The organism is Mycolicibacterium sp. TUM20985 (assembly GCF_030295745.1).
Lineage (GTDB): Bacteria > Actinomycetota > Actinomycetes > Mycobacteriales > Mycobacteriaceae > Mycobacterium.
In genome coordinates this window covers 3,622,620-3,646,025 of record NZ_AP027291.1, presented here as the reverse complement: position 1 = coordinate 3,646,025, position 23,406 = coordinate 3,622,620, and the positions used below count along the sequence as shown (strand labels likewise).

General features: G+C 67.5%; 22 protein-coding genes. 14 read left to right on the top strand and 8 right to left on the bottom strand.

The genetic code is table 11. The features are described from left to right. Window positions 1-65: 65 nt before the first annotated feature. Complete coding sequence (locus QUE68_RS17915; protein WP_284227466.1) at window positions 66-923, top strand: bacteriorhodopsin-like; 858 nt, start codon at window positions 66-68, stop codon at window positions 921-923. 68 nt (window positions 924-991) lie between these two features. Here the strand turns inward: QUE68_RS17915 and mntR are convergent, their stop codons facing one another. After that, a complete protein-coding gene (gene mntR, locus QUE68_RS17910) occupies window positions 992-1,690 on the bottom strand; it encodes a manganese-binding transcriptional regulator MntR (protein WP_284227463.1) in 699 nt (232 codons plus the stop codon). Between the two features lie 82 nt (window positions 1,691-1,772). Here mntR and QUE68_RS17905 point away from each other — a divergent pair, with 82 nt between their 5' ends. The 6 genes from QUE68_RS17905 to bla all read left to right on the top strand — a co-directional run bounded on the left by QUE68_RS17905 (window position 1,773) and on the right by bla (window position 8,440). Further along, a complete protein-coding gene (locus QUE68_RS17905; RefSeq protein WP_284227462.1) occupies window positions 1,773-2,747 on the top strand; it encodes a bifunctional riboflavin kinase/FAD synthetase in 975 nt (324 codons plus the stop codon). A gap of 115 nt (window positions 2,748-2,862) precedes the next feature. Beyond that, window positions 2,863-3,132, top strand: coding sequence for a 30S ribosomal protein S15 (rpsO, locus tag QUE68_RS17900; RefSeq protein ID WP_284227461.1), 270 nt, complete (start codon window positions 2,863-2,865; stop codon window positions 3,130-3,132). A 53-nt stretch (window positions 3,133-3,185) separates the two neighbouring features. Continuing rightward, a complete protein-coding gene (lppU, locus tag QUE68_RS17895; protein ID WP_284227460.1) occupies window positions 3,186-3,638 on the top strand; it encodes an LppU family putative lipoprotein in 453 nt (150 codons plus the stop codon). 299 nt (window positions 3,639-3,937) lie between these two features. Continuing rightward, on the top strand, window positions 3,938-6,259 hold the full coding sequence (locus QUE68_RS17890; protein WP_284227458.1) for a polyribonucleotide nucleotidyltransferase: 2,322 nt from the start codon (window positions 3,938-3,940) through the stop codon (window positions 6,257-6,259). Continuing rightward, the gene (locus QUE68_RS17885) at window positions 6,237-7,538 is read left to right on the top strand and encodes a M16 family metallopeptidase (protein WP_284231046.1); all 1,302 of its coding nucleotides are present in this window, start codon (window positions 6,237-6,239) and stop codon (window positions 7,536-7,538) included. The genes QUE68_RS17890 and QUE68_RS17885 overlap by 23 nt, the downstream gene beginning before the upstream one ends. Before the next feature lie 53 nt (window positions 7,539-7,591). Further along, the gene (bla, locus tag QUE68_RS17880) at window positions 7,592-8,440 is read left to right on the top strand and encodes a class A beta-lactamase (RefSeq protein ID WP_284231043.1); all 849 of its coding nucleotides are present in this window, start codon (window positions 7,592-7,594) and stop codon (window positions 8,438-8,440) included. A gap of 9 nt (window positions 8,441-8,449) precedes the next feature. On the opposite strand, the gene QUE68_RS17875 is transcribed toward bla, so the two are convergent. Both QUE68_RS17875 and ald read right to left on the bottom strand, forming a co-directional pair. Continuing rightward, a complete protein-coding gene (locus QUE68_RS17875) occupies window positions 8,450-9,016 on the bottom strand; it encodes a DUF4334 domain-containing protein (protein WP_284227457.1) in 567 nt (188 codons plus the stop codon). 94 nt (window positions 9,017-9,110) lie between these two features. Further along, window positions 9,111-10,226, bottom strand: a complete 1,116-nt coding sequence (gene ald / locus QUE68_RS17870; RefSeq protein WP_284227456.1) for an alanine dehydrogenase — start codon at window positions 10,224-10,226, stop codon at window positions 9,111-9,113. 94 nt (window positions 10,227-10,320) lie between these two features. Between ald and aldR the strand changes: the two genes are divergently transcribed. Beyond that, window positions 10,321-10,836: an HTH-type transcriptional regulator AldR gene (gene aldR / locus QUE68_RS17865; RefSeq protein ID WP_284227455.1), complete on the top strand. Its 516-nt coding sequence runs from the start codon at window positions 10,321-10,323 to the stop codon at window positions 10,834-10,836. After that, window positions 10,833-11,708, top strand: coding sequence for a hypothetical protein (locus QUE68_RS17860; RefSeq protein WP_284227454.1), 876 nt, complete (start codon window positions 10,833-10,835; stop codon window positions 11,706-11,708). The genes aldR and QUE68_RS17860 overlap by 4 nt, the downstream gene beginning before the upstream one ends. On the opposite strand, the gene QUE68_RS17855 is transcribed toward QUE68_RS17860, so the two are convergent. The 3 genes from QUE68_RS17855 to QUE68_RS17845 all read right to left on the bottom strand — a co-directional run bounded on the left by QUE68_RS17855 (window position 11,705) and on the right by QUE68_RS17845 (window position 15,624). Beyond that, window positions 11,705-13,114: an HNH endonuclease signature motif containing protein gene (locus tag QUE68_RS17855; protein ID WP_284235690.1), complete on the bottom strand. Its 1,410-nt coding sequence runs from the start codon at window positions 13,112-13,114 to the stop codon at window positions 11,705-11,707. The genes QUE68_RS17860 and QUE68_RS17855 overlap by 4 nt on opposite strands. An 87-nt stretch (window positions 13,115-13,201) precedes the next feature. Next, the gene (gene speB / locus QUE68_RS17850) at window positions 13,202-14,149 is read right to left on the bottom strand and encodes an agmatinase (protein ID WP_284227450.1); all 948 of its coding nucleotides are present in this window, start codon (window positions 14,147-14,149) and stop codon (window positions 13,202-13,204) included. Beyond that, window positions 14,146-15,624: a purine-cytosine permease family protein gene (locus QUE68_RS17845; protein ID WP_284227449.1), complete on the bottom strand. Its 1,479-nt coding sequence runs from the start codon at window positions 15,622-15,624 to the stop codon at window positions 14,146-14,148. Before QUE68_RS17845 ends, speB begins: the two co-directional genes overlap by 4 nt. Before the next feature lie 128 nt (window positions 15,625-15,752). Here QUE68_RS17845 and QUE68_RS17840 point away from each other — a divergent pair, with 128 nt between their 5' ends. Then, window positions 15,753-17,237: a PucR family transcriptional regulator gene (locus QUE68_RS17840; RefSeq protein WP_284227447.1), complete on the top strand. Its 1,485-nt coding sequence runs from the start codon at window positions 15,753-15,755 to the stop codon at window positions 17,235-17,237. Between the two features lie 18 nt (window positions 17,238-17,255). Here QUE68_RS17840 and hypB read toward each other — a convergent pair whose 3' ends face one another. Next, window positions 17,256-18,026: a hydrogenase nickel incorporation protein HypB gene (gene hypB, locus QUE68_RS17835; protein ID WP_284227445.1), complete on the bottom strand. Its 771-nt coding sequence runs from the start codon at window positions 18,024-18,026 to the stop codon at window positions 17,256-17,258. Further along, on the bottom strand, window positions 18,019-18,396 hold the full coding sequence (locus tag QUE68_RS17830) for a hydrogenase maturation nickel metallochaperone HypA (RefSeq protein WP_284227444.1): 378 nt from the start codon (window positions 18,394-18,396) through the stop codon (window positions 18,019-18,021). The genes hypB and QUE68_RS17830 overlap by 8 nt, the downstream gene beginning before the upstream one ends. Window positions 18,397-18,697: 301 nt before the next feature. On the opposite strand from QUE68_RS17830, the gene hypF reads away from it, so the two are divergent. Genes hypF through hypE form a run of 4 tightly spaced genes read left to right on the top strand, consistent with a single transcriptional unit; the run spans window position 18,698 to window position 23,400 of the window. Continuing rightward, window positions 18,698-20,944 (top strand): carbamoyltransferase HypF, encoded by a 2,247-nt coding sequence (hypF, locus tag QUE68_RS17825; protein ID WP_353507011.1) that lies wholly within the window; start codon window positions 18,698-18,700, stop codon window positions 20,942-20,944. Next, window positions 20,917-21,201 (top strand): HypC/HybG/HupF family hydrogenase formation chaperone, encoded by a 285-nt coding sequence (locus tag QUE68_RS17820; RefSeq protein ID WP_284227441.1) that lies wholly within the window; start codon window positions 20,917-20,919, stop codon window positions 21,199-21,201. The genes hypF and QUE68_RS17820 overlap by 28 nt, the downstream gene beginning before the upstream one ends. Next, a complete protein-coding gene (gene hypD, locus QUE68_RS17815) occupies window positions 21,198-22,298 on the top strand; it encodes a hydrogenase formation protein HypD (RefSeq protein ID WP_284227440.1) in 1,101 nt (366 codons plus the stop codon). Before QUE68_RS17820 ends, hypD begins: the two co-directional genes overlap by 4 nt. Beyond that, window positions 22,291-23,400: a hydrogenase expression/formation protein HypE gene (gene hypE / locus QUE68_RS17810; protein ID WP_284227439.1), complete on the top strand. Its 1,110-nt coding sequence runs from the start codon at window positions 22,291-22,293 to the stop codon at window positions 23,398-23,400. The genes hypD and hypE overlap by 8 nt, the downstream gene beginning before the upstream one ends. Window positions 23,401-23,406 lie beyond the last annotated feature (6 nt).

Here is a 23,406-nt window from a genome sequence, read left to right as displayed (position 1 = left end):
CGCATCGTCGAGTTCTGAGTGCACTCGAAGAGTCGCGAAAGACGAAGTGCCACAGAAAGAGTGAAATGATTCCTGACCAATTGACCAATGGCCAGTACCACACGGTCTACAACCTCCTGTCGCTGGTGATAGCGGCCCAACTCTTCACCGCGATCTACCTACTCGTCGTCCAGCCTCGAGTGTTGCCGCGGTACCGTCAGGCACTGGTGGTCGCGGCCACCGTCTGTGGAATCGCCGCCTACCACTACTTCCGGATCTTCGATTCGTTCCGTGAGGCGTTCGTCACCGATGCGGTCGGCGGCCAAGGAACGTATACGCAAGCGGCTGGATCGGCATTCAACGAGGGCTATCGTTACGTCGACTGGTTGTTGACGGTGCCCTTGCTTCTGGTCGAGCTCGTGGTGGTGCTGGCCTTGGCGAAGAAGTTGCAGACGTCGCTGCTGCTGCGATTGATCCCCGCCTCGGCGCTGATGATCGCTCTGGGCTACCCAGGGGAGATCAGCGGAGACGACTTGACGCGCAACGTGTTCGGGCTCCTGTCGACCATCCCGTTCCTCTACATCCTCTACGTATTGTTCGTCGAGCTGACCCGCTCGCTGGACCGTCAGCCACAGGCAGTGCGCCAGACCGTCAGCCGGTTGCGCATCCTGTTGTTCGCGACGTGGGGCGTGTATCCCATCGCCTACCTGCTCCCGCTGCTCGGTCTGGATGGAGCCGACGCGTGGGTCGGCAAGCAGGCCGGCTACTCGATCGCCGACATCTTGGCCAAGGCTCTCTACGGCCTGTTGATCTACCGGATCGCGCGTCTGAAGTCGTTCGCCGACGACCCGGCGTTCGCCGAGGTCGAGGACGGCCACGACCAGCAGCTTGGTCACGAGCGCATCGACGAGGATCCGTCGAAGCCGGCGAAGGTCGGTCGCTAGGGTCTTACCCCGTCAGTTGGCCGCAGAGTTGCTCAGGAGCAGCTCTGCGGCCGCTGCCGTGTTCGGCATCAAACCACCCAGATCGCCTCTGCTGCAGGGTGTCCCAGATCGACGGTGTTCTCGGTGACGTGCGGATCGGCAGGGCTCTCGACCCCCACCGAGATCATGCCGGCGAAGTCGCGGCGCGCCAGCACCCGCAACCGGGAGTCCAGGCTGATCCCGACGCTGTCGAAGTAGCGGAGCATCTCGGGGTCGGCATCGGAGATGCGGGCCACCGTCCCGGTCTCACCGTCTAGGCACATCGACAACTGCCGGGCATCGGGCGTGGGCACCTGCCCGTCCGCGGCCGGAATCGGATCGCCGTGGGGGTCGCGGGTCGGGTAGCCGAGTTTCGCGTCGATGCGCATCAGCATCCGGTCGGACACGGCGTGCTCGAGGACCTCGGCCTCGTCGTGCACCTCGTCCCACCCGTAGCCGAGTTCGCGCACTAGAAAGGTCTCCATCAAGCGGTGGCGGCGCACCATCGCCAGCGCGGCGGTGCGCCCGGCAGCGGTGAGCGAGACGGCACCGTACTTCTCGTGGTCGACGAGGCCCTGGTCGGCGAGCTTGCGAATGGACTCCGAGGCGGTGCTGGCGGAGACTCCGATGCGTTCGGCGAGCATCTTGGTGCTGACCTTGTCGACGGACCATTCCTGAGCGGTCCAGATGACCTTCAGATAGTCCTGGGCGACCGCCGACAAGTCGGGAGTGCCTTCATCGGGGCTCATAACCAGAGAAGTTTAGGCATTCGTCCGCCCATGTGGGCATCTGGCGGCACCACCCGCCGCGGCGCGTCGTAGGCTTGCGATCGTGCAGCGCTGGCGGGGCCAAGACGAGATCCCCACGGACTGGGGCAGGTGCGTCGTCACCATCGGTGTATTCGACGGTGTCCACCGCGGACACGCCGAACTCATCAACCACGCGGTCAAGGCGGGCCGGTCCCGCGACGTGCCCACGGTGCTGATGACGTTCGATCCCCATCCGATGGAGGTCGTATTTCCCGGTAGCCATCCCGCCCAGCTGACCACCCTGACGCGCCGCGCAGAGTTGGTGGAGGAGATGGGCGTCGACGTCTTCCTCGTCATGCCGTTCACCTCGGACTTCATGAAGCTGACCCCCGAGCGGTACATCCACGAACTGCTCGTCGAGCGGCTGCACGTGGTGGAGGTCGTGGTGGGGGACAACTTCACGTTCGGCAAGAAGGCAGGCGGCAACGTCGGCATGCTCAGCAAGGCCGGTGAACGCTTCGGCTTCGCGGTGCAGAGCATGTCGCTGGTATCCGAGCACCACCGCGACGAGACGGTGACCTTCTCGTCGACCTACATCCGATCGTGCGTCGACGCTGGCGACGTCGTCACAGCCGCCGAGGCGCTCGGCAGGCCGCACCGCGTCGAGGGCGTGGTCGTGCGTGGTGACGGCCGGGGTCGGGGTCTTGGCTACCCGACCGCGAACGTCGCGCCACCGATGTACTCCGCGATCCCCGCGGACGGTGTCTACGCGGCATGGTTCACCGTCCTCGGCCACGGCCCGGTGATGGGCACGGTCGTCCCCGGCGAGCGTTACCAGGCTGCCGTGTCGGTCGGCACCAACCCCACCTTCTCTGGCCGCACCCGTACCGTCGAGGCGTTCGTCCTGGACACGCAGGCCGATCTATACGGTCAACACGTCGCGGTCGACTTCGTCGCGCGTGTTCGCGGGCAGGAGAAGTTCGCCTCGGTCGACGACCTCGTCGTCGCGATGAATGGCGACACCGAGCGGGCGCGCGTCATCCTCGCGGCACAGTGACGATTCGGTTCACGCCCTGAGGCGCTGTTAGACTCTCCGGCGACCCAGCGCGCGCTGCAGTTCGCGGCGGCCGTGCCTCAGTTGTTCTTCGCGAACCCATCGATGGAGTTGTTTCATGTCGCTCACCACCGAGCAGAAGAAAGAGATCCTCGGACAGTACGGTCTGCACGAGACCGACACTGGTTCCCCCGAGGCCCAGATCGCGATGCTGACGAAGCGCATCTCGGATCTGACCGAACACCTCAAGATGCACAAGCACGACCACCACTCGCGGCGCGGACTGCTGCTGCTCGTGGGTCGTCGTCGCCGCCTGCTCAAGTACATCGCTGCGGTCGACGTGGCGCGCTACCGCTCGTTGATCGAGCGCCTGGGCCTGCGCCGCTGACCCGACGGGGAACCTCACCCGCCAGCGCGGTCGCCGCGTCCGTATTCGCCGTCATGGCGCTGGCGCTGGTGGGTTGTTCGTCTGCGGCGTCCGCGGACCTTCGGGTGGGTGACTGCCTGAAGGTCGGTGGCCCGACGGATCGGCCCGAGACCACCGAGGTGCCGTGTGGCAGCCCGGAATCGAACTTCAAGGTCGTCGGCGCGCTCGAGAGCACCGACGATTGCCCCACGGACGTCGATTCGTACTACTCCACGCGCAGCTCCTTCAACGGCTCGGGGCAAACCATCTGCCTGGACGTCGACTGGGTCGTCGGCGGCTGCATGAGCACCGACCCGGACAACGCTCGAGACCCCGTTCGCGTCGAATGCAACGATCCCTCCGCGCCCGGTCGGCAGCGTGCCACCCAGATCATTCAGAAGGTGGCCAACGTCGACCAGTGCACGACCGGACTCGGGTACGCCTACGACGAACGCCAGTTCACGGTGTGCGTCGAGGACGTGTCGTGACGGCATCCGACGGAACCACCCTGAGTAACCGCTGATCGCCGCGGTGTAACATGAACGTGTTTTGAGCCTGAGCGCTCGAACATCCGGTGCGGTTCGCGCACATCCGCGTGCCACCGTTCCAGCGCGTCACCGTGAAGGCCCGTCTTCAATGGGCGGTCTTCGGTAGTGGCTGCCGGACCCTCCACGACAGTGGGATGGCGTCCGACCGCTTCGATCGACGGCCGTCGGTATCTCTCGGGCCGTCGCGTGTGCCGTGCGAAACAGCAGGAACACGAGAACCAAAGAGGCCTGACACACGTATGTCTGCAACTGAAATAGAAGACGGCGTCTTCGAATCGACCGCCGTGATCGACAACGGGAGCTTCGGCACCCGCACCATTCGCTTCGAAACGGGACGGCTGGCCAAGCAGGCCGCCGGCGCCGTCGTCGCCTACCTCGACGACGAGACCATGCTCCTGTCGGCCACCACGGCCAGCAAGACGCCCAAGGACCACTTCGACTTCTTCCCGCTGACGATCGACGTCGAAGAGCGGATGTATGCCGCCGGCCGCATCCCCGGCTCGTTCTTCCGTCGCGAGGGCCGCCCCTCCACCGACGCGATCCTCACCTGCCGCCTGATCGACCGGCCGCTGCGTCCGACCTTCATCTCGGGTCTGCGCAACGAGATCCAGGTCGTCGTCACGATCCTGAGCCTCGATCCCAAGGACCTGTACGACGTTCTGGCGATCAACGCCGCGTCCGCGTCCACGCAGATCTCCGGAATCCCCTTCAACGGACCCGTCGGCGGCGTGCGCGTCGCCCTCATCCCCTCTCCTGAAAACCAGGCAGGCCAGTGGGTCGCGTTCCCCACTGTCGAGCAGCTCGAGGGCGCCGTGTTCGACATGGTCGTCGCGGGCCGCAAGACCGACGATGATGTCGCGATCATGATGGTCGAGGCCGAGGCCACCGACCGCGTCATCGAGCTCATCGCTGGCGGCGCGGGTGCGCCGACCGAGTCCGTCGTGGCCGAGGGCCTCGAGGCCGCCAAGCCGTTCATCGCCGCGCTGTGCGACGCCCAGCGTGAGCTGGCGGACAGCGCCGCCAAGCCGACGGCCGACTACCCGGTGTTCCCCGACTACCAGGACGACGTCTTCTACGCGGTGTCCTCGGTGGCCACCGACGAGCTCTCCAAGGCGCTGACCATCGCGGGCAAGGAAGAGCGCGACGAGCGCACCAACGAGATCAAGGGCGAGGTGCTCGACCGTCTCGGCGAGACCTACGCCGGTCGCGAGAAGGAGCTCGGCGCGGCCTACCGCTCGCTGACCAAGAAGCTCGTCCGGCAGCGCATCCTGACCGACCACTTCCGCATCGACGGCCGTGGCATCACGGACATCCGTGCGCTGTCCGCCGAGGTCGCCGTGATCCCGCGGGCCCACGGCAGCGCCCTGTTCGAACGCGGCGAGACCCAGATCATGGGTGTCACCACCCTCGACATGGTCAAGATGGCCCAGCAGATCGACTCGCTGGGGCCGGAGACGTCCAAGCGCTACATGCACCACTACAACTTCCCGCCGTACTCGACCGGGGAGACCGGCCGCGTGGGATCGCCCAAGCGCCGCGAGATCGGCCACGGAGCGCTCGCCGAGCGTGCCCTGATGCCGGTGCTGCCGAGCATCGAGGAGTTCCCGTACGCCATCCGCCAGGTGTCGGAGGCGCTGAGCTCCAACGGCTCGACGTCGATGGGCTCGGTGTGCGCCTCGACGCTGTCGCTACTGAATGCCGGTGTGCCCCTGAAGGCTCCGGTCGCCGGTATCGCGATGGGGCTGGTGTCGGATGACATTGAAGTTGAGGCGGGAGATGGCACTAAGTCCTTGGAGCGCCGCTTCGTCACCCTGACCGACATCCTCGGCGCCGAGGATGCGTTCGGCGACATGGACTTCAAGTGCGCAGGCACGAAGGACTTCGTCACCGCACTGCAGTTGGACACCAAGCTCGACGGCATTCCGTCGCAGGTGCTGGCCGGCGCCCTGGCGCAGGCCAAGGACGCCCGCATCACGATTCTGGAGGTCATGGCCGAGGCCATCGACGAGCCCGACGAGATGAGCCCGTACGCACCGCGGATCACCACGATCAAGGTGCCGATCGACAAGATCGGCGAGGTCATCGGGCCCAAGGGCAAGATGATCAACTCGATCACCGAGCAGACCGGCGCCTCGATCTCCATCGAGGACGACGGCACGGTGTTCGTGGGCGCCAGTAATGGCGACGCGGCGCAGGCGGCGATCGACATGATCAACGCCATCGCGAACCCGCAGCTGCCCAAGATCGGTGAGCGGTTCCTCGGAACCGTGGTCAAGACCACCGACTTCGGCGCGTTCGTCTCGCTGCTGCCCGGCCGTGACGGTCTGGTGCACATCAGCAAGTTGGGGCGCGGCAAGCGCATCAACAAGGTCGAGGACGTGGTGTCGGTCGGCAGCAAGTTGCGCGTCGAGATCGCCGACATCGACAACCGCGGCAAGATCTCGCTGATCCTGGTGGCCGAAGACGAAGGAGCCGAGGCGCCTTCGAGCCCCACGGAGTCCTCGGACGTCTCGACGGAGTCGGGTGCTGCACCCGCCGATGCCGCGACAGCCAGCAACTAAGCACGTCCGACGCAGTTCGCTACCCGGCGGGCTTCGCGTCGTCACGGAGTTCGTCCCGTCGGTGCGTTCGGCATCGGTGGGAGTGTGGGTGGGCGTCGGGTCACGCGACGAAGGTCAGAGCGTGGCCGGCGCCGCCCACTTCCTCGAGCATCTCCTGTTCAAGTCGACGCCGACGCGCTCGGCGGTGGAGATCGCTCAGGCGGTCGACGCGGTGGGCGGTGAACTGAATGCGTTCACCGCCCGCGAGCACACCTGCTACTACGCGCACGTGCTCGACACCGATCTCGAACTGGCCGTCGACCTCGTCGCGGACGTCGTGCTGCGGGGCCGCTGTGCCACCGAGGACGTGGAGGTCGAACGCGACGTCGTGCTCGAGGAGATCGCCATGCGCGACGACGACCCCGAGGACACCCTCGGCGACGTGTTCCTCTCGGCGATGTTTGGTGACCATCCGGTGGGCCGTCCGGTGATCGGCAGCATCGAGTCGATCTCCACGATGACTCGGACGCAACTGCATTCGTTCCACGTCCGCCGGTACACCCCCGAGCGCATGGTGGTCGCCGTCGCGGGCAACGTCGACCACGATCACGTCGTCGCCCTGGTGAAGGAACACTTCGGGCCGCGACTGGTCGCGGGCAACCAACCCGTCGCGCCCCGCAAGGGCACCGGTCGGGTACCCGGTCGGCCCAGCGTGGAGGTCGTCAACCGTGACGGCGAGCAGACGCACGTGTTCCTCGGGGTACGGACGCCGGGGAGGCACTGGAATCACCGGTGGGCACTGTCGGTGCTCAATGGCGCACTTGGCGGCGGGTTGAGTTCGCGTCTGTTCCAACAGATTCGCGAGACGCGTGGCCTCGCCTACTCCGTCTACTCGAGTGTCGACACCTTCTCCGACTCGGGCGCGCTGTCGGTCTATGCGGCGTGCCTGCCGGAGCGGTTCGACGAAGTCAGCCGGGTTGCGGCGGATGTGTTGGCCGAGGTGGCCCGTGACGGGATCACCGAAGCGGAGTGCCGAATCGCCAAGGGCTCGTTGCGGGGTGGGCTGGTGCTCGGCCTGGAGGACTCGGGTTCGCGGATGCACCGCATCGGGCGCAGCGAGCTGAACTTTGGTCAACACCGGAGCATCGACGAGACGCTTGCGCTGATCGATGCCGTGACCCTGGACGAGGTCAATGCGGTGGCGAAGCGGCTGCTGAACCGTCCGTACGGTGCTGCCGTGCTGGGGCCGCATCGGTCGAAGAAGTCACTGCCGCAAGCACTTCGGAGCATCGCGGGGTGACGTCCCACGCCCTCTCGCGACGCGGGTTCGTCGTCGGCGCGGGGGTGCTCGTCATGGCGGCGTGTTCGGCCGAACCCACGCGGGCCGATCCGGCGGAGCCCCTGCCCCTGATCGCGGAGAGATTCGCGGCGCTCGAGAAGCGGTACGGCGCGTTCATCGGAGTGGCGGCCACCGATGTCGACACCCGCCGCTCCGTCGCCCATCGTGCCGACGATCCGTTCGCCCTGTGTTCGACGTTCAAGGTGTATGCGGCGGCCCGCGTGCTGCAGAAGGCGCAGCTAGGGGAGATCGCGCTGACCGACGCGGTGACGATCGAGGCCGTCGACATCGTGGCCAATTCGCCGCTCACCGGGCCGCGGGTGGGACAGACGATGACGGTGGCCGAGCTCTGCGAGGCGGCGCTCCAGCGCAGTGACAACACGGCGGGGAACTGGCTGCTGCGCGTCATCGGAGGGCCGTCCGCGGTGACCGACTTCGCCCGCACGATCGGCGACGACCGCACCCGGCTCGACCGTTGGGAGACCGAACTGAATTCGGCGATACCCGGTGACCCGCGGGACACCAGCACGCCCCGCGCCCTCGGGGCCGGGTACGAGCGGCTGTTGACCGGCGACGCCCTTGCGCCAGCGCAGCGCGATCGGCTCGCACAGTGGATGCGGGGCAACCAGACCTCCAGCCTGCGGGCCGGTCTGCCGCCACGGTGGACCAGTGCCGACAAGACGGGCGGCGGTGACTATGGCAGCACCAACGATGTGGGAGTGGTCTACGGCCCGGACGGTCGCCGTGCCGTGCTGGCGATCATGACCAGGTCCCAGGCCGCCGATCCGAACGCCGAGACTCTGCGCCCGCTCATCGGTGACGTGACGACGTTGGTGTTGCCGTACCTGTCCGCCGAGGGGTAGGACGGCCGGCTAGCGAACGGGCAGAGACTCGTCGCGCCGGAGCACGAAGAAGTAGGGCAGCTTGGAGCCGCGGAGATCCATGACGCCGATGACGGCATCGGATCCGGCGGCATCGTCCAACCGCCGGAACACGTCGTTCACCGGAAGCTGGTCGTACACCATGGTGGCGGTGTCGACACCGCGGTAGCGGGTGGTCCGCAGCCGCGCCCTGGGCGCCGCGGTCCGTAGCACCGGCTTCAGCTTCGTGATCAGCCCGGTGTAGTTGCCGCGACGCAGCGCGGGCAGCCGGGTCGCCAGGCCCAGCCCGCCGAAGACCAGCGCGGGATTCACCGCCCACAGCGCGGTGCCGTCGGCCGTCGGAAATAGCAGGGGGTGGACGGTCTCCGCGCCCAGGAACTGCTTGCCCCACCAGCCGCTGGCCTCGAGCAGTCCGTCGAGCGGATGACCGGTGGGCAGCTCGGCGCCGCGCCAGGTGCCCAGCATTTCATCGGGAGTCACGGCGGGTGCGGCATCGAACAACGCCAGCGCGTCGTCGGTGGTCGAGGGGGCGTCCGGGAGAACGTCGGTCAGGTGCATGTGTCCACGATACTTGACGGGTGTCAAGTTTGGTCGGGGGATGCACATCGCCCGGCCGACGGGCGGTCAGCCGGGCGATGGAGGGGGTGACGTTCTAGGCGAGAAGGCCCGCCGGATCGGTGTAGGGCAGGCCCAGGTCGGTGGCCACCTGTTCGGAGACGAGAGCGCCCTCGTGGGTCGAAAGGCCCTTGGCCAGAGCGGAATCGGACGCGCAGGCGGCCTGCCATCCCTTGTCCGCGAGCTTGAGGACGTACGGCATCGTCGCATTGGTCAGCGCGAACGTCGACGTCCGCGGCACGGCGCCCGGCATGTTCGCCACGCAGTAGAACACGGTGTCGTGTACGGCGAACGTAGGCTCGTCGTGCGTGGTGGCATGCGAATCCTCGAAGCAACCACCCTGATCGATGGCGATGTCCACCAGAACGGCACCCGACTTCATATGCGCCACAGTCGAATTGGTGACGAGCTTGGGAGCCTTGGCGCCCGGAACCAGCACCGCGCCGATGACCAGGTCGGCTTGCTTGACCGCTTCTTCGAGCTCGAGCGACGACGAATAGCGCGTCTCGATGGCACCGCCGTACTCGGCGTCGATCTTCCGCAGCGCGTTGACGTTCAGGTCGAACACGGTGACGTGGGCGCCCATGCCCCAGGCGACGGCAGCGGCGTTGTCGCCCGCCATGCCGCCACCGATCACCACGACCTTGGCCGGCGCGACGCCGGGGACGCCGCCCATGAGCACGCCTCGGCCGCCCTGGGTGCGCATCAGGTGGTAGGCGCCGACCTGAGCGGACAACCGGCCGGCGACCTCGGACATCGGAGCCAGGAGGGGCAGCGCACCGTCGGCGGTCTGGACGGTCTCGTAGGCGATCGACGTGGTGCCCGACGCCATCAGCGCATCGGTGCAGGGCCTCGACGCTGCGAGGTGCAGGTAGGTGAAGAGCGTCTGGCCCTTCCGCATCCGGCCGTATTCGGCCTCGATGGGCTCCTTGACCTTGAGGAGCAGTTCGGCGTCGGACCAGACTGCGTCCGCGGTCTCGACGATCTGCGCGCCCGCGGCCTTGAAGTCGTGGTCGGAGATCGCGGAGCCCTCGCCCGCGCCGGCCTGGGTGAGTACCTCGTGACCGCGACGGGTCAGTTCGGCGACACCCGCCGGGGTGATGGCCACCCGGTACTCGTTGTTCTTGATCTCGGTCGGGATTCCGACACGCATGACCGCTCCCTAGGTTCGTGATTCGATGCCTAAATTGTGAAGAAGATTCGGCGTGCGCACAACACTGTCGACGGTTTCTCGCTAAAGTCGACAAATGCCAGAAGGACCTTCGAGACCGGTCGCGCCAGCTCTGGCCGCACCGAAGAATGTTCGGCCCGTCGACCTCGACGAGACCGACCGCCGCATCCTGACCGCACTCCACGGTGACGCGCGCATGTCGAACAGTGCGCTCGCGGAGCTGGTCGGAGTCGCGCCGTCCACGTGCCACGGGCGGGTGCGCCGACTCCAGGACATCGGTGTCATCCGCGGTTTCTACGCCGACATCGACCCCGCGGCGATCGGCTTGTCGATGCAGGCGATGATCTCGGTCAGCCTGCAGTCCAACGCCCGCGGCAAGATCGGCACCTTCCTCGAGCACATCCGCAAGCGTCCGCAGGTGATGGACGTCTACTTCCTCGCCGGGGCCGACGACTTCATCCTCCACGTCGCCGCCCGCGACACCGACGATCTCCGCTCGTTCGTGGTCGAGAACCTCAATGCCGACTCCGATGTCGCGGGCACGCAGACGTCTCTGATCTTCGAGCACCTGCGAGGAGCCTCGCCGCTGTGACCGTCGAGGATCTCTACGGCGTGCCGCCGGAGGACTTCCTGGCCCGGCGCAAGGAATTGGTTGCTGCGGCGAAGAAGCGCGGCGACGCCGAGGCGGCCGCGTCGATCGGCGCGGCCCGGCGGCCGACGACGGCGGCATGGGTGGTGAACGCCCTGGTGCGCGCCGACGGCACCGCCAAGGCCAGGTTGAGCGAACTGAGCAAGAGCCTCCGCGAGGCGCACGCGGACATGGATGGCGCGCGGATCCGTGAACTATCCACGGCGCAGCGCAAACTCATCGACGAGCTGGCTCGCACCGGCTTTGCCGCGACCTCGCAGTCGAGCCCGTCGGCGGCGCTGCGCGACGACGTGGTGGGCACGCTGCAAGCGGCCGTCGCCGACCCCGACGTGGCGGCGCGGCTGGGCCGGCTCGAGAAGGCCGAGCGGTGGTCGGGCTTCGGCGATTTCGGCGCCGTGACGACGGTCGGTCCGGTGCCCAAACCGAAGGCGAGGCCCGCGTCGAAGCCTAAGCGCCCGCCGGAGGCACAGCCGCGTGACGAGTCTGCCGAACGTGCGGCGGCCGAAGCCGAGATTGCGGCCGCGCGGGAGCGCGCGACCGCCGCTCGGGCTGCCGCGGAGGAGGCGCGACGGGCACACTCCACTGCCGTGGACGAAACTGCCGAGCGGGAGGCGAAGCTGACGAAGGCTCGCCGCCACTACGAGAAGCTGCTCGCGTCGGTCGATGCCGCCGAGAAGGCGCTGAACGCCGCCGACGACCAGTTCGGCGCGGCCGAACGCGCCACGCGAGATGCGGCCGATCGACGGGATGCGGCGATGGCGGAGGCCGACCGCGCCGAATCCGAAGTGGACCGACTGTCGAAAGCCATTCGCTAGCAGGCTTCTTCGACCGCGCCGTCGTCTTCACCCTCGTCCTCGTCGTCGGCGGGTGTGCGGAATCGTTCGGGGTGGTGGTAGTGGTTGATCCGGTTTTGTCCGGTGTCCAGGTGTGGTGGTGGGTGCCATTCGGTGTCGTGGTGTTCGTTCATGGTGGTGGTCCAGCCGTCTGGGCCGACCATCCGGTTGTCGGGTCCGCAGGCCAGGCTCATGTCGTTGACGTTGGTGTTGCCGCCGTCGTTCCAGTCGGCGACGGTGTGGTGTACCTGGGTGCCGTAGGCGGGGACGGGGCAGCTGGGCTTGGTGCAGCCGCCGTCGCGCAGGATGATCGCCAGCCTTTGCGCCACGGAGGCGGTGCGGCGGGCCCTGAAGAAGTCCAGCACCTGGCCGGTGGCGTCGTCGAAGACCCCGAGGTAGTTGGTGGCGTTGTTCTCGGCGGCCATCTGCACGACGTCGGTGACGGGCATGAACGTGCCGCCGCCGGTGGTGGCGGTGCCGGTCATCGTCATCAGATCGGCCAAGGTGGTGCGGATCAGGATGGCGGTCGGCACCCCGTTGAGGTGGCCCAGTTCCCCCTTGGTCAGGGCGTGGCGGGCGATGAACTCCATCGCGTCGTGCTGGCGCTGCGCGAGGGTGCGGTCATCGGCGTCGATCTGAGCTTGGCTGGGGATTCCCGAGTAGCAGGGCTGTTCGTCGGCGGGGTTGCACATGCCGGGGGCGGCGAACTTCGCGAACAGCACTTCCCACACCGCGCGGTGCGCGGGGGTCATGGTGGCGGTGAACTCGGTCATGGTGTCGTGGCGTTGGGGCCCGAGGCGGGCGCCGCGTCGGCGTTGGCGTTCCTCGTCATTGGGGGGCTGACCATCCTGATCCAAGAGGAACAAGGTTTGGTCGATCTGATCCTTCAAAGCTTTGGGTCCGTCCCCGACGCCGTGGCGTACCCAGTCCACCTCGATCTGCTCGCGTTCGGAGGGCTGAACCCAGCCCGGGATCTTGGCCATGCCCTTGCAGAGGATGTCCACGTGCTCGTGGGTGAGGAACCCCATCCGTTGGGCCACCGCGACCGCGTCGAGGGTCGGCGCCAGAGGTTCACCGGTGATCGAGCGGCGCGGGCCGAGTTGGGCGGCGTGGGTGAGACGCCGCCCGGCTTCGCTGCCCGACAGGCGCCACCGGATCGCCAGCACGTCGCGCCAGGACTTCGCGCCCATCTCCGTGGGCGTGCTCTGCTGCTGCAGCTGAGCCAGCGCCCGGTGGCGATGCGCGGCGGTGCGGCACTCGGATTCCTCCAGGGCGTCGAGCAGCGTCACCGTCTCGCGCGCACTCAACGCATCGAAGTCGAGTGCGTCGAGTTCATCGTGGACCGCGCGCAGCGCCGCCACTGCGGCGAGCACGCGGTCCGTGGACATGAATCGAACACTAGTTCGAACCACCGACAGAACACCCCGCCGATGTGACCAGTGAAACCCAAGTGACAGAAGAGTTTTGCCGACCTCTTAGCGGTTCGCCGCCAAGACCGACAGCAGCTCGTAGCCCACGTGGGCCGCGGCGATGCCCGTGATCTCCGCATGGTCGTAGGCGGGTGACACCTCGACGATGTCCGCGCCGACCACGTTCAGCCCGACGAGACCGCGCAAGGTGTTCAGCAGTTCGCGCGACGTCATGCCGCCTGCCTCGGGTGTCCCGGTGCCGGGGGCATGCGCAGGGTCGAGTACGTCGATGTCGACCGACACGTACACGGGCCCACCGTCGAGCCGGGCCCTCATCCGATCGACGATGCTCCTCACCCCGTCGAATTCGTAGTCATCGGAACGGATTACTTGAAATCCCAGCACGGCGTCGTCCTCGAGATCCTGCTTGCCGTAGAGCGGGCCGCGGATGCCGATGTGCTGCGAGCGCTCCATGTCGATCAGCCCCTCCTCGCTGGCCCGACGGAACGGCGTGCCATGGGTGTAGGGCGCGCCGAAGTAGGTGTCCCAGGTGTCGAGGTGGGCGTCGAAGTGCAGCACGGCGATGGGGCCGTGGTCGCGGGCGAGGGACCGCAGGATCGGCAGCGCGATCGTGTGGTCGCCGCCGATGGTGAGGACCGTGGCGCCGTCCTTGCGAAGGTCGGTGATCGACGAGTCGATGGTCGTGATCGCCTCCTCGATGTCGAACGGATTGACGGCGATGTCCCCGCAATCGGCCACCTGCTGGGTGGCGAAGGGTGAGACGTCCAACGCAGGGTTGTAGGGCCGCAACAGTTTCGACGCCGCACGGACGTGGCTGGGTCCGAACCGGGCACCCGGCCGGTAGGAGACCCCGCTGTCGAACGGGATGCCGACGATGCACACGTCGGCGCTTCCGACCTGGTCGATGCGGGGCAGGCGCGCGAACGTGGCGGGGTCCATGTAACGGGGCACCCGGCTGGCGTCCGGTGGACCGATGAAGATGTCGTCGCTCATCGGTGATCCTCCTCGGCCACGGTCTTGGCGATGTCATCCGTGCTGGCGGGATCTCCGACCGTAGGACTCGAATCGATGAACGCGCGTTCGGCCGATACGTCCAACGATCGGGTCAGCGCGATGTAGACCACGCCGGAGACCAACAAGCCCACGGCGAAGGCGATGTCGACCTCGCCCATGGCCGTCGCCGCGGGTCCGACGAAGAACGGCAGGTCGACGAACGGGATCTCGGCGAGCACTCCTGCCGAGAAGGCGGTCAGCCCACGCCACGACCACGCGCCGTAGATGCCGTTGGGGGTGAACAGATCTGCGATGGCGTAGTGGCCGCGGCGGACGAAGAAGTAGTCGGTCAGGTTGACAGCGGTCCACGGCGCCAGGAGGTACAGCATGATCAGCAGTGTCGTGTTGAGCGCGGTGGTCGCGTTCGAGAGCAGCAGACTCATCACCAGCCACGCGACCGCCAGTACGGTGATGGTGACGACGCGCAGGTTGCGGGTCGGCGTGACGGACTTCATCGAGTCCAAGCCCGTGACCACGGTGAGCATGCCGCTGTAGGCATTCAGTCCCATCGTCGCGACCAGCACCAGGGTCGACACGACCGCCAGCACGCTACCCAGATGCGAAAAGGTCTCGTTACCGGTCTGATTGATGCCGGCCAAGGCATCGCTCGCACCGAGGTAGGTGGCCATCCACGCACCGAGTGGGATCAACCAGGCCGGTGATGCCGAGGCGCCGAGGAACACCGAGGCGATGATGGCGGACGGTTTGGTCGTCCGCGGCAGGTAACGGCTGTAGTCCGACACGTAGGGCGCATAGGTGATGTTGTAGGACGCGGCGACGCTGAACTGGACCAGGAACGCGACGAACGTGAAACCTCCTGGGGTGGAGGCCGTTCCCGTCACGCCGCCGAACAACACGCCGCAGGTGAGGACGATCCACAAGGGGAGCGAAATCCAGAACAGCACCCGAAAGGTCTTGTGCAACAGGTCGTGTCCGAAGATGGCGACGAGAGCCGCCACGACCGTGATGACGACGGCGACCACCACGGGGTTCCAGCCAAAGATTGACTCGAGGCCGGACTTGATGATCACGACGTCGACCACGTTGAAGCCGACGAACGTGAACAGCGTGCCGATCAATGGCAACAGCACGCCGCGGTACCCGAACTGCGCCCTGGACTGGATCATCTGAGGAAGCCCGAGCACCGGTCCCTGAGTGGCGTGAAAGGCCATGAACAGCGTGCCGAACGCGATGCCCGAGATGCCGGCGACGATGGTCCACCAGAGCGACAGACCGAGGCTGGGCCCGACGAATCCCAGCGCGAGGGTGAACGGTTGGAAGTTGCCGACGAACCAGAAGGGGCCCTGGTGCGAGACCTTGCCGTGGCGTTCGTCGTCGGGGACGTAGTCGATGGATCGGGTTTCGATGATCGAGCTTGCGCGACCTTCGTCGGCCACGGGTGTGGGGGAGGACATGGGCGCTCCTGGGGCAGTGGATGTGTCCAGCTGTGGTGCGTATCACCATCCGCCGAAACGGCCCCGGTCACCATGGCCAAAATGTTCAATGTGTCCATGACCATTGGACGATCTGCACACCTGGGCGGGTGCGTGTGATCAGCGTCGGTGACGTGCTCGCCGATCGCGGCCTGAACCTGCTGTTGGTGGCCGGTACCGAAGGATTGGATCGCGAGGTCACCTCGGCCCACGTGTCGGAGTTGACCTCCCCGGGGGACTGGCTGCGCGGCGGTGAGCTGCTGATGACGGTGGGGTTGCTGCTGCCGATGACGCCCACGGGATGCCGCGCCTACCTCGCCGAATGCGCGACCGCCGGGGTCGCGGGTGTGGCGCTCGGGCTCGGGCACGGACTGCCCTACCAAGAGTGTCCCGAAGTGCTGCGACAGGCGGCGCACGACGTCGGCGTCCCGCTGCTGACGGTGCCCGACGAGACGCCGTTCATCGCCGTCACCAAATGGGTCTTCGAGACCATCGCGGGGCAGGAACGTCGCGACCTGCAGACCGCGATGGAGATCAACCGCCGACTTACTGCGGTCGCCACCAGCGCCGCGCCGTTGGCGGCCCTGCTCTCGGCGTGGTCGGAGGCCAGCGACACCCCGTGCGCGGTGTGCGACGGCGGCGGGCGACTGATGGGGGTGACGGCGGGCGCGGATACCGGCTTCCTCGAGCGGGCGAGCGCGATCCCCGCCCACCCCCGCGCCCACAGGGGCGGCTGGTCGATGGTCGACGGTGTCGAGGTGCACTCCGTCGGCGCGGACGTCCCGCTCGCGTACGTCGTGCTTGGGGCCGACATGGACGCGACGTCCCGTAGCTCGTCGACCGTCCTGGTCTCGCTGATCGCGCTGGACATCGAGCGGCGTCACCTGTCCGATCAACCCGAGCGCCGGCGACGCGGTCAGGTCTTCGCGCAGTTGTTGCGCCCCGACGTCGGTGGCGAACGCGCCAAGCGTCTGGCAGGCAGCGTCGGGCTGACGGGGGAGTACTACCAGGTGGCGGTGGTCGCGTCGGAGGACGCCGCCGAGGCGCTCGCCTTCCGCATCGACCTCGGTCTGGACGGCGCGCTGGTGCGGGTGCACGGCGCCACGGTGGAGGTCGCGCACCCGTCGCTGGTGGCGCTGACGAACGCGCTGGCGACCCACGCGGCTGGTCTGCCCGCCGGGATCGGCGCACCGACGGCTCCGGAGGCGTTGGCGGTGTCGGCGATGCAGGCTCGCTCACTGCTGGCGGTCAGCACGCACCTCGGTCGGGTCGTGACGGCCAGTGAGGGGGAGACGGTGTCGCTGCTGCTGTCGCTGGGCGCGCCGGACGCGGTGCGCGGCTTCGCCGACGCGGTGTTGGCGCCGCTCGACCATCTCGATCCCCGCGACCGCCTCGAGTTGCTGCGCACGCTCGACGAGTGGTTGCGGGCCAACGGCGCCTGGGAGCCAGCCGCGCAGCGATTATCCTTGCACCGCAACACGGTTCGCAATCGCATCGACCGAGTCGCCACGCTGACGGGACGCCGCCTCGACGATGGTGACGATCGGATGGAGCTGTGGCTGGCACTCAAGGCCAGAGCCGCACTCCCTCGGTAATGCAGTGAGGCGTGACGTTCACTGTCGCGACGGGCGGGAAGTGAAGTCGCGCAGCCACGCGTACCACGCCGCCATACCCTCACCCGTGCGTGCGCTCAGCGGCAGCACGAGGGCGGCGGGGTTCACCTGGTGCACGTGCTCGACGTAGGTCGCGACGTCGGCATCGAGGTACGGCTCGAGATCGATCTTGTTGAGCAGGACCACATCCACCGCTCGGAACATCACCGGGTACTTCAGCGGCTTGTCCTCGCCCTCGGTGATCGAGTAGACCATCGCCTTGGCGTGCTCGCCGACGTCGAACTCGGCCGGGCACACCAGATTTCCGACGTTCTCCACGATGACGAGGTCCAACGTGGCGAGGTCGAGCCCACCCAGGGCCCGATTCACCATCGGCGCGTCGAGGTGGCATTCGCCGCCGAACCCGTTGCTGGTGTTGAGAAGTGAGACCTGCGCACCACGGCCCGCCAGTCTGGCCGCGTCGAGATCAGTGGCGATGTCACCCTCGATCACGCCCATCGCGATGTGACCGCTGAGCTCGTCGAGGGTGGCGGCCAAGATCGTCGTCTTGCCCGAGCCGGGCGAGCTCATGAGATTCAGGGCACGAACGCCATTGTCTTCGAAGGACTTGCGGTTGAAGTCGGCTCTCACGTCGTTCTCCGCGAAGATCGACTCCAGCACGTCGATCCGCTCGGATCCGGTCGCATAGCCGCCGTGGTCCCCGTGGTCGGCTCCGTGGCCATCATCGTGACTGTGCTCGGTGCCGTCATCGTGACGATGAAACCTACCCACTAGCAACACCTTCCGATGAGTCGACCGCTGCAGAGTCGCTGACCTCGATGGACGTGACCATGAATTCCTCACCGCGGATCACGTCGACGTCGCCGCTGCCGCAACCCGGGCAGGCCACCGAGAATCGGGAGGCGATGTCCGCTTCCTCGCCGCATGACCGGCACGACACCGCGGCCGCGATCAGCTCCAGTTCCAACTGCGCACCCGGCAGGCCCGCGAAGTCGCGCACCAGCGTCCAGCAGAACGACAACGAGTCGGGCACGACCTGCCGCAGGGCGCCCACCCGCACCCGCACGACGTCCACCCGCCGGCCGGCGGCGCGCGGCGTCACGACGCCGGCGATGGCGTGGCACAGGGACAGCTCATGCACGGTGGATCACCGTCCGTCGATTGTGGTCTTCGATGGTGCGCACCCTATTCCTCTCGCATGGGCGGCGAGTAGGGAACAGGCATGTCGAAGTGATGACCAATGTCCTTGCCGATAGTGATCGTCGTAACGCGGATGCGGGTCTAGCCTTGAGTCACCAGGCGTGACTACAGCCCATTGACGCGACTGGTGTGTCGTGCCCTGGAGGCCCATGAAGCGTGTTCGGTGTGCACCCGCTCGGACGGTGCGTTCGAGGCTGGACGTCACGGGGGTCGTTCAAGGTGTCGGGTTCCGTCCTGCCGTCGTGCGAATCGCCCGCGCCCGCGGCGTCAGCGGCTTCGTCTCCAACGATTCTGGCGCCGTTCACTGTGAGTTCGAGGGCACCCCCGAGAGCGTCGACGCGGCCGTCGCCGATCTTCGGGCCGGCCCGCCGCCGATGGCGCGCATCGACGACATCCGCGTGACGGCCGTTGCGCCGCAAAATGATCATGGTTTTCGCATCGTCGAGAGCAACTCCTCCGGCGGGCCCCGCACCCTCGTGCCACCGGACGTCGCGACGTGCGCGGACTGCCTGCGCGAACTGAGGGATCCCGCCGATCGCCGCTACCGTCACCCGTTCATCACGTGCACCAATTGCGGGCCGCGGTACACCGTGATGACCGACCTTCCCTACGACCGGCCCGCCACCACCATGGCGACGTTCCCGATGTGCGAGCGGTGCACCGCCGAATACGGCGATCCCGCGGATCGCCGGTTTCATGCGCAGACCATCGCCTGCCCGGACTGCGGGCCGACGCTGATGTGGCTGGGCGGGTCCGAGGATCCGATCGCCGCCGCCGCGACCGTTCTCGTGGCGGGCGGAATCGCGGCCGTGAAGGGTATCGGCGGCTTCCACCTCGCCTGCCGCGCGGACGACGACGCCGCGGTCGCCGAGCTACGCCGACGCAAGTCCCGACCCGCCAAGCCCTTCGCGGTGATGGTGCCCGATCTGGCCACCGCTCGTCTCGTCGCCGAGATCTCCGACGCCGCAGCGGTCTTGCTGACGTCCGCCGCCGCGCCCATCGTCCTGGTACCCGCTCGGCCCGGAACGGTGTCGGACCACGTCGCACCCGGCCTCCTCGACCTCGGCGTGATGCTCGCCTACTCACCGCTGCACCACCTGCTCTTCGAGCGAGTGGGGTCGACCCCGCTCGTCATGACGTCGGCCAACGCGGGAGGCTCGCCAATCGTCTTCCGTGACGACGACCTCACCTGGATCGACGGACTCGCCGACGGAGTTCTCCTTCACGACCGGCCGATCCACGTGCCATGCGAGGACTCGGTTCTCACCGTCGATGACCATGGTGCGACGCTGCCGCTGCGTCGATCTCGGGGGTACGCCCCGTTGCCGGTGTCGGTCCCCACGCCCGAAGCCATCGAGCCCCCGGTCCCGGTGATCCTGGCAACCGGTGGTGACGTGAAGACCACGTTCTGTCTGATGGCGCCCGACGGCCACGCGCACCTGTCCTCACATCTCGGCGACATGGCAGACCCGCGGACGCAGTCGTGCTTCACCGGAGCGCTCGACCACCTGGCGCTCATGACGGCCCAACAGCCCGGTCTCGTGGCCTGTGACCTGCATCCCGGCTATGCCACCACCCGCTGGGCGCAGCGCCGGGGCGGGCCCGTCCTGCGGGTGCAGCATCACCACGCGCACGCCGTCTCGCTGCTGGCCGAGCACGGCCGCCTCGGCAGCCCGGTACTCGCGGTGGCCTACGACGGCACCGGATACGGCACCGACGGAACCATCTGGGGCGGTGAGCTTCTGGTGTTGTCTGAGCCGTCCCGGTTCACCCGCGTCGGGCACCTCGAGCCCTTCGCCCTGCCCGGAGGGGACGGTGCGGCGCGGCAACCGGCCCGCATCGCGCTCGACCTGATGTCACGGGCCGGCGTCGCGTGGGATGTCGACCTGCCTCCCGTCGCCCATGTCGGGCCCGACGGACGCCACGTGCTGGCTCAGCAGATTCCCCGCGGCATTGGCTGCGTCACGACGACCAGCATGGGGCGGTTGTTCGACGCGGTGTCCAGCCTGCTCGGCGTCTGCCAGGAGGTGACCTACGAGGGCCAGGCCGCGATCGAGCTCGAGCACGTCGCGCGGGCAGGCGGGCCCACCTCGGTGCCGATCGACTTCGACACCTCCGACCGCGTACTCGATCCCGCGCCGGTCATCGTCGGGCTGGTGGCCGGCATCCGTGCCGGCGTCGCCACCGCCGACCTGGCGGCTGCGTTCCACGACGCCGTCATCCGAGCCACCGTCGAAGTCTCCGCCGAGTGCGCATCCGCGACCGGCATCCCCACGATCGGCCTCACCGGCGGCGTCTTCGCCAATCGCCTTCTGCTCGAGGGCATCCGGGACGGCTTGGCCAGCCGCGGGTTCGACGTGCTCACTCACCGCGTCGTGCCGTGCAACGACGGCGGGTTGGCCCTGGGCCAGGCCGTGGTCGCGGCCGCATCACAGAAATCCCCGACAGAAGGAAGTGGCGTATGTGCCTCGGAATCCCCGGCAAGATAACCAAGATCTGGGACGAGTCGGGCACCAGAATGGCGACCGTCGACTTCGGTGGCACCACCAAGAAGGTGTGTCTGGCCTACCTGCCGGATCTCCAGATCGGTGAGTACACGATCGTCCACGCCGGTTTCGCATTGAACCGGCTCGACGAGGAATCGGCGAACCACACGCTGCAGATGTTCGCCGATCTTGGTTTCCTCGAAGAGGAACTCGCCGGTGTGCAGTCTCCGGGCGACGAGGAAAGGCGTGAGCCGGCATGAGGTACCTCGACGAATTTCGCGATCCCGCCGCCGCGCGCGTGCTGGTCGATCAGATCAAGCGGCGGGCCACCCGCCCGTGGACCATCATGGAGGTCTGCGGGGGTCAGACGCACTCGATCATCCGCAACGGCATCGACCAATTGTTGGAGGGTGCGGTCGAATTCATTCACGGGCCAGGCTGCCCGGTCTGCGTCACGCCCCTGGAGATGATCGACAGGGCGCTGGAGATCGCGGCCCGCGACAACGTCATCTTCTGCTCGTTCGGTGACATGCTTCGCGTGCCGGGCAGCACGCAAGACCTGTTCAGCGTGCGTGCACGCGGGGGTGACGTCCGAATCGTCTACTCGCCGTTGGACGCCACGCAGATCGCCGCCGACAACCCCGACAAGGACGTGGTGTTCTTCGGGGTCGGCTTCGAGACCACCGCACCGGCCAACGCCATGTCGGTGGTGCACGCCAAACGGTTGGGCCTGAAGAACTTCTACCTGCTGGTCTCGCACGTCCTGGTGCCACCGGCGATGACCGCCATCTTGTCCTCGCCGACCAACCGCGTACAGGGATTCCTCGGCGCGGGACACGTGTGCACCGTGATGGGCACCTCCGAGTACGGCCCGCTGGTCGAGGAGTTCGGGGTGCCGATCGTGGTGTCGGGCTTCGAACCGCTCGATCTCCTCGAAGGCGTCCGCCAACTCGTCGACATGCTCGAAGACGGCAAGGTCGAGTTGCGCAACGCCTACCCGCGGGCGGTGAACGAGGTCGGCAACGTCGTCGCCCAGGAGACGCTCAGGGACGTCTTCGTCGTCACCGACCGGCCGTGGCGCGGTATCGGGGTGATTCCCAAGTCGGGCTGGACGCTGTCCTCCCGCTACGCCGAGTTCGACGCGGAGAAGAAGTTCGGCGTCGGCCACATGACGGTCCAGGAGTCCGCCGAATGTCACAGCGGCGAGGTGCTGCAGGGCCTGATGAAGCCCAATGAGTGCCCAGCCTTCGGCAAGTCGTGCACGCCGCGCAATCCACTCGGCGCCACGATGGTCTCCAGCGAAGGCGCGTGCGCGGCCTACTACCAGTTCCGCAGGCTGGATCTCGCGCATGTCTGAGGAGGTCGGCGGGCAGGAGCGAAGCGACCGGGGAATCGACGTCGTCACCTCGATCGACCCGGCGGACTGGGTATGCCCGCTGCCCCTGCGGGAGACCAAGCGCATCGTGATGGGCCACGGTGGCGGCGGCATCCTCTCCGAGGAGCTGATCGAGAACCTCTTCCTGCCGGCCTTCGGTGCCGCGGGACCGTCGCGGGACTCGGCGGTGCTGACCGTGGCTGCCGGACGGATCGCGGTATCGACGGACTCATACGTGGTGCAGCCGTTGTTCTTTCCCGGTGGCAACATCGGGGACCTGGCCGTCAACGGCACCATCAACGACCTCGCGATGAGCGGCGCCCAACCGCTCGGCCTGACCGCCGGGTTCATCCTGGAGGAGGGCCTCGAGCTGGAGGTGCTCGGGCGAATCGCTCAAGCCATGGGCAAGGCGGCCGACCACGCCGGCGTCGCAATCGTCACCGGTGACACCAAGGTGGTCGGCCGGGGTAGCGCGGATCAGCTCTTCGTCAACACCGCAGGCGTCGGGGTGATCCCGGCTGGCGTGGACATCGGCCCGGAGCGGGTCGAGCCGGGGGACGACGTCATCGTCTCCGGCAACGTCGGCGAGCACGGCGTGGCGATCATGAGCGTCCGCGAGGGCATCGACTTCGGCACGGTGGTGACCTCTGACAGCGCAGCCCTGCACGGCCTGGTCGCCGCGATGCTGGCGGCCGATGACGGTGCCAATCGCATCCACGCGCTGCGCGATCCCACCCGCGGCGGTCTGGTCGCCTCGGTGATCGAGATCGCTAGGACGGCCGGAGTGGGTATAATGTTGCAGGAGAGCGTGATTCCCGTACCGGAGGCGGTCGCCTCGGCGTGCGGCTTCCTGGGACTCGACCCGCTTCAGGTGGCGAACGAGGGGAAGCTGGTCGCTTTCGTCCACCCCGCCGCGACGGAGGCGGTGCTCGCTGCGATGCGCGCACATCCCGAGGGCGCAGGCGCGACCGTCATCGGTCGGGTGGTCGCCGAGCATCCCGGGATGGCGGTGGGACGGACGTCGTTCGGTACCACCCGGGTGATCGAACGCGAACTCGGCGAGCAGCTCCCACGCATCTGCTGACGGCCC

Coding starts and splice junctions, on each gene's coding strand:
- QUE68_RS17915 (WP_284227466.1), top strand. CDS start 66: ATGATTCCTGACCAATTGACCAATGGCCAGTACCACACGGTCTACAAC.
- mntR (WP_284227463.1), bottom strand. CDS start 1,690: ATGAGCCCCGATGAAGGCACTCCCGACTTGTCGGCGGTCGCCCAGGAC.
- rpsO (WP_284227461.1), top strand. CDS start 2,863: ATGTCGCTCACCACCGAGCAGAAGAAAGAGATCCTCGGACAGTACGGT.
- lppU (WP_284227460.1), top strand. CDS start 3,186: ATGGCGCTGGCGCTGGTGGGTTGTTCGTCTGCGGCGTCCGCGGACCTT.
- QUE68_RS17890 (WP_284227458.1), top strand. CDS start 3,938: ATGTCTGCAACTGAAATAGAAGACGGCGTCTTCGAATCGACCGCCGTG.
- QUE68_RS17885 (WP_284231046.1), top strand. CDS start 6,237: ATGCCGCGACAGCCAGCAACTAAGCACGTCCGACGCAGTTCGCTACCC.
- bla (WP_284231043.1), top strand. CDS start 7,592: ATGGCGGCGTGTTCGGCCGAACCCACGCGGGCCGATCCGGCGGAGCCC.
- QUE68_RS17875 (WP_284227457.1), bottom strand. CDS start 9,016: ATGCACCTGACCGACGTTCTCCCGGACGCCCCCTCGACCACCGACGAC.
- ald (WP_284227456.1), bottom strand. CDS start 10,226: ATGCGTGTCGGAATCCCGACCGAGATCAAGAACAACGAGTACCGGGTG.
- aldR (WP_284227455.1), top strand. CDS start 10,321: ATGCCAGAAGGACCTTCGAGACCGGTCGCGCCAGCTCTGGCCGCACCG.
- QUE68_RS17855 (WP_284235690.1), bottom strand. CDS start 13,114: ATGTCCACGGACCGCGTGCTCGCCGCAGTGGCGGCGCTGCGCGCGGTC.
- speB (WP_284227450.1), bottom strand. CDS start 14,149: ATGAGCGACGACATCTTCATCGGTCCACCGGACGCCAGCCGGGTGCCC.
- QUE68_RS17845 (WP_284227449.1), bottom strand. CDS start 15,624: ATGTCCTCCCCCACACCCGTGGCCGACGAAGGTCGCGCAAGCTCGATC.
- QUE68_RS17820 (WP_284227441.1), top strand. CDS start 20,917: ATGTGCCTCGGAATCCCCGGCAAGATAACCAAGATCTGGGACGAGTCG.
- hypD (WP_284227440.1), top strand. CDS start 21,198: ATGAGGTACCTCGACGAATTTCGCGATCCCGCCGCCGCGCGCGTGCTG.
- hypE (WP_284227439.1), top strand. CDS start 22,291: ATGTCTGAGGAGGTCGGCGGGCAGGAGCGAAGCGACCGGGGAATCGAC.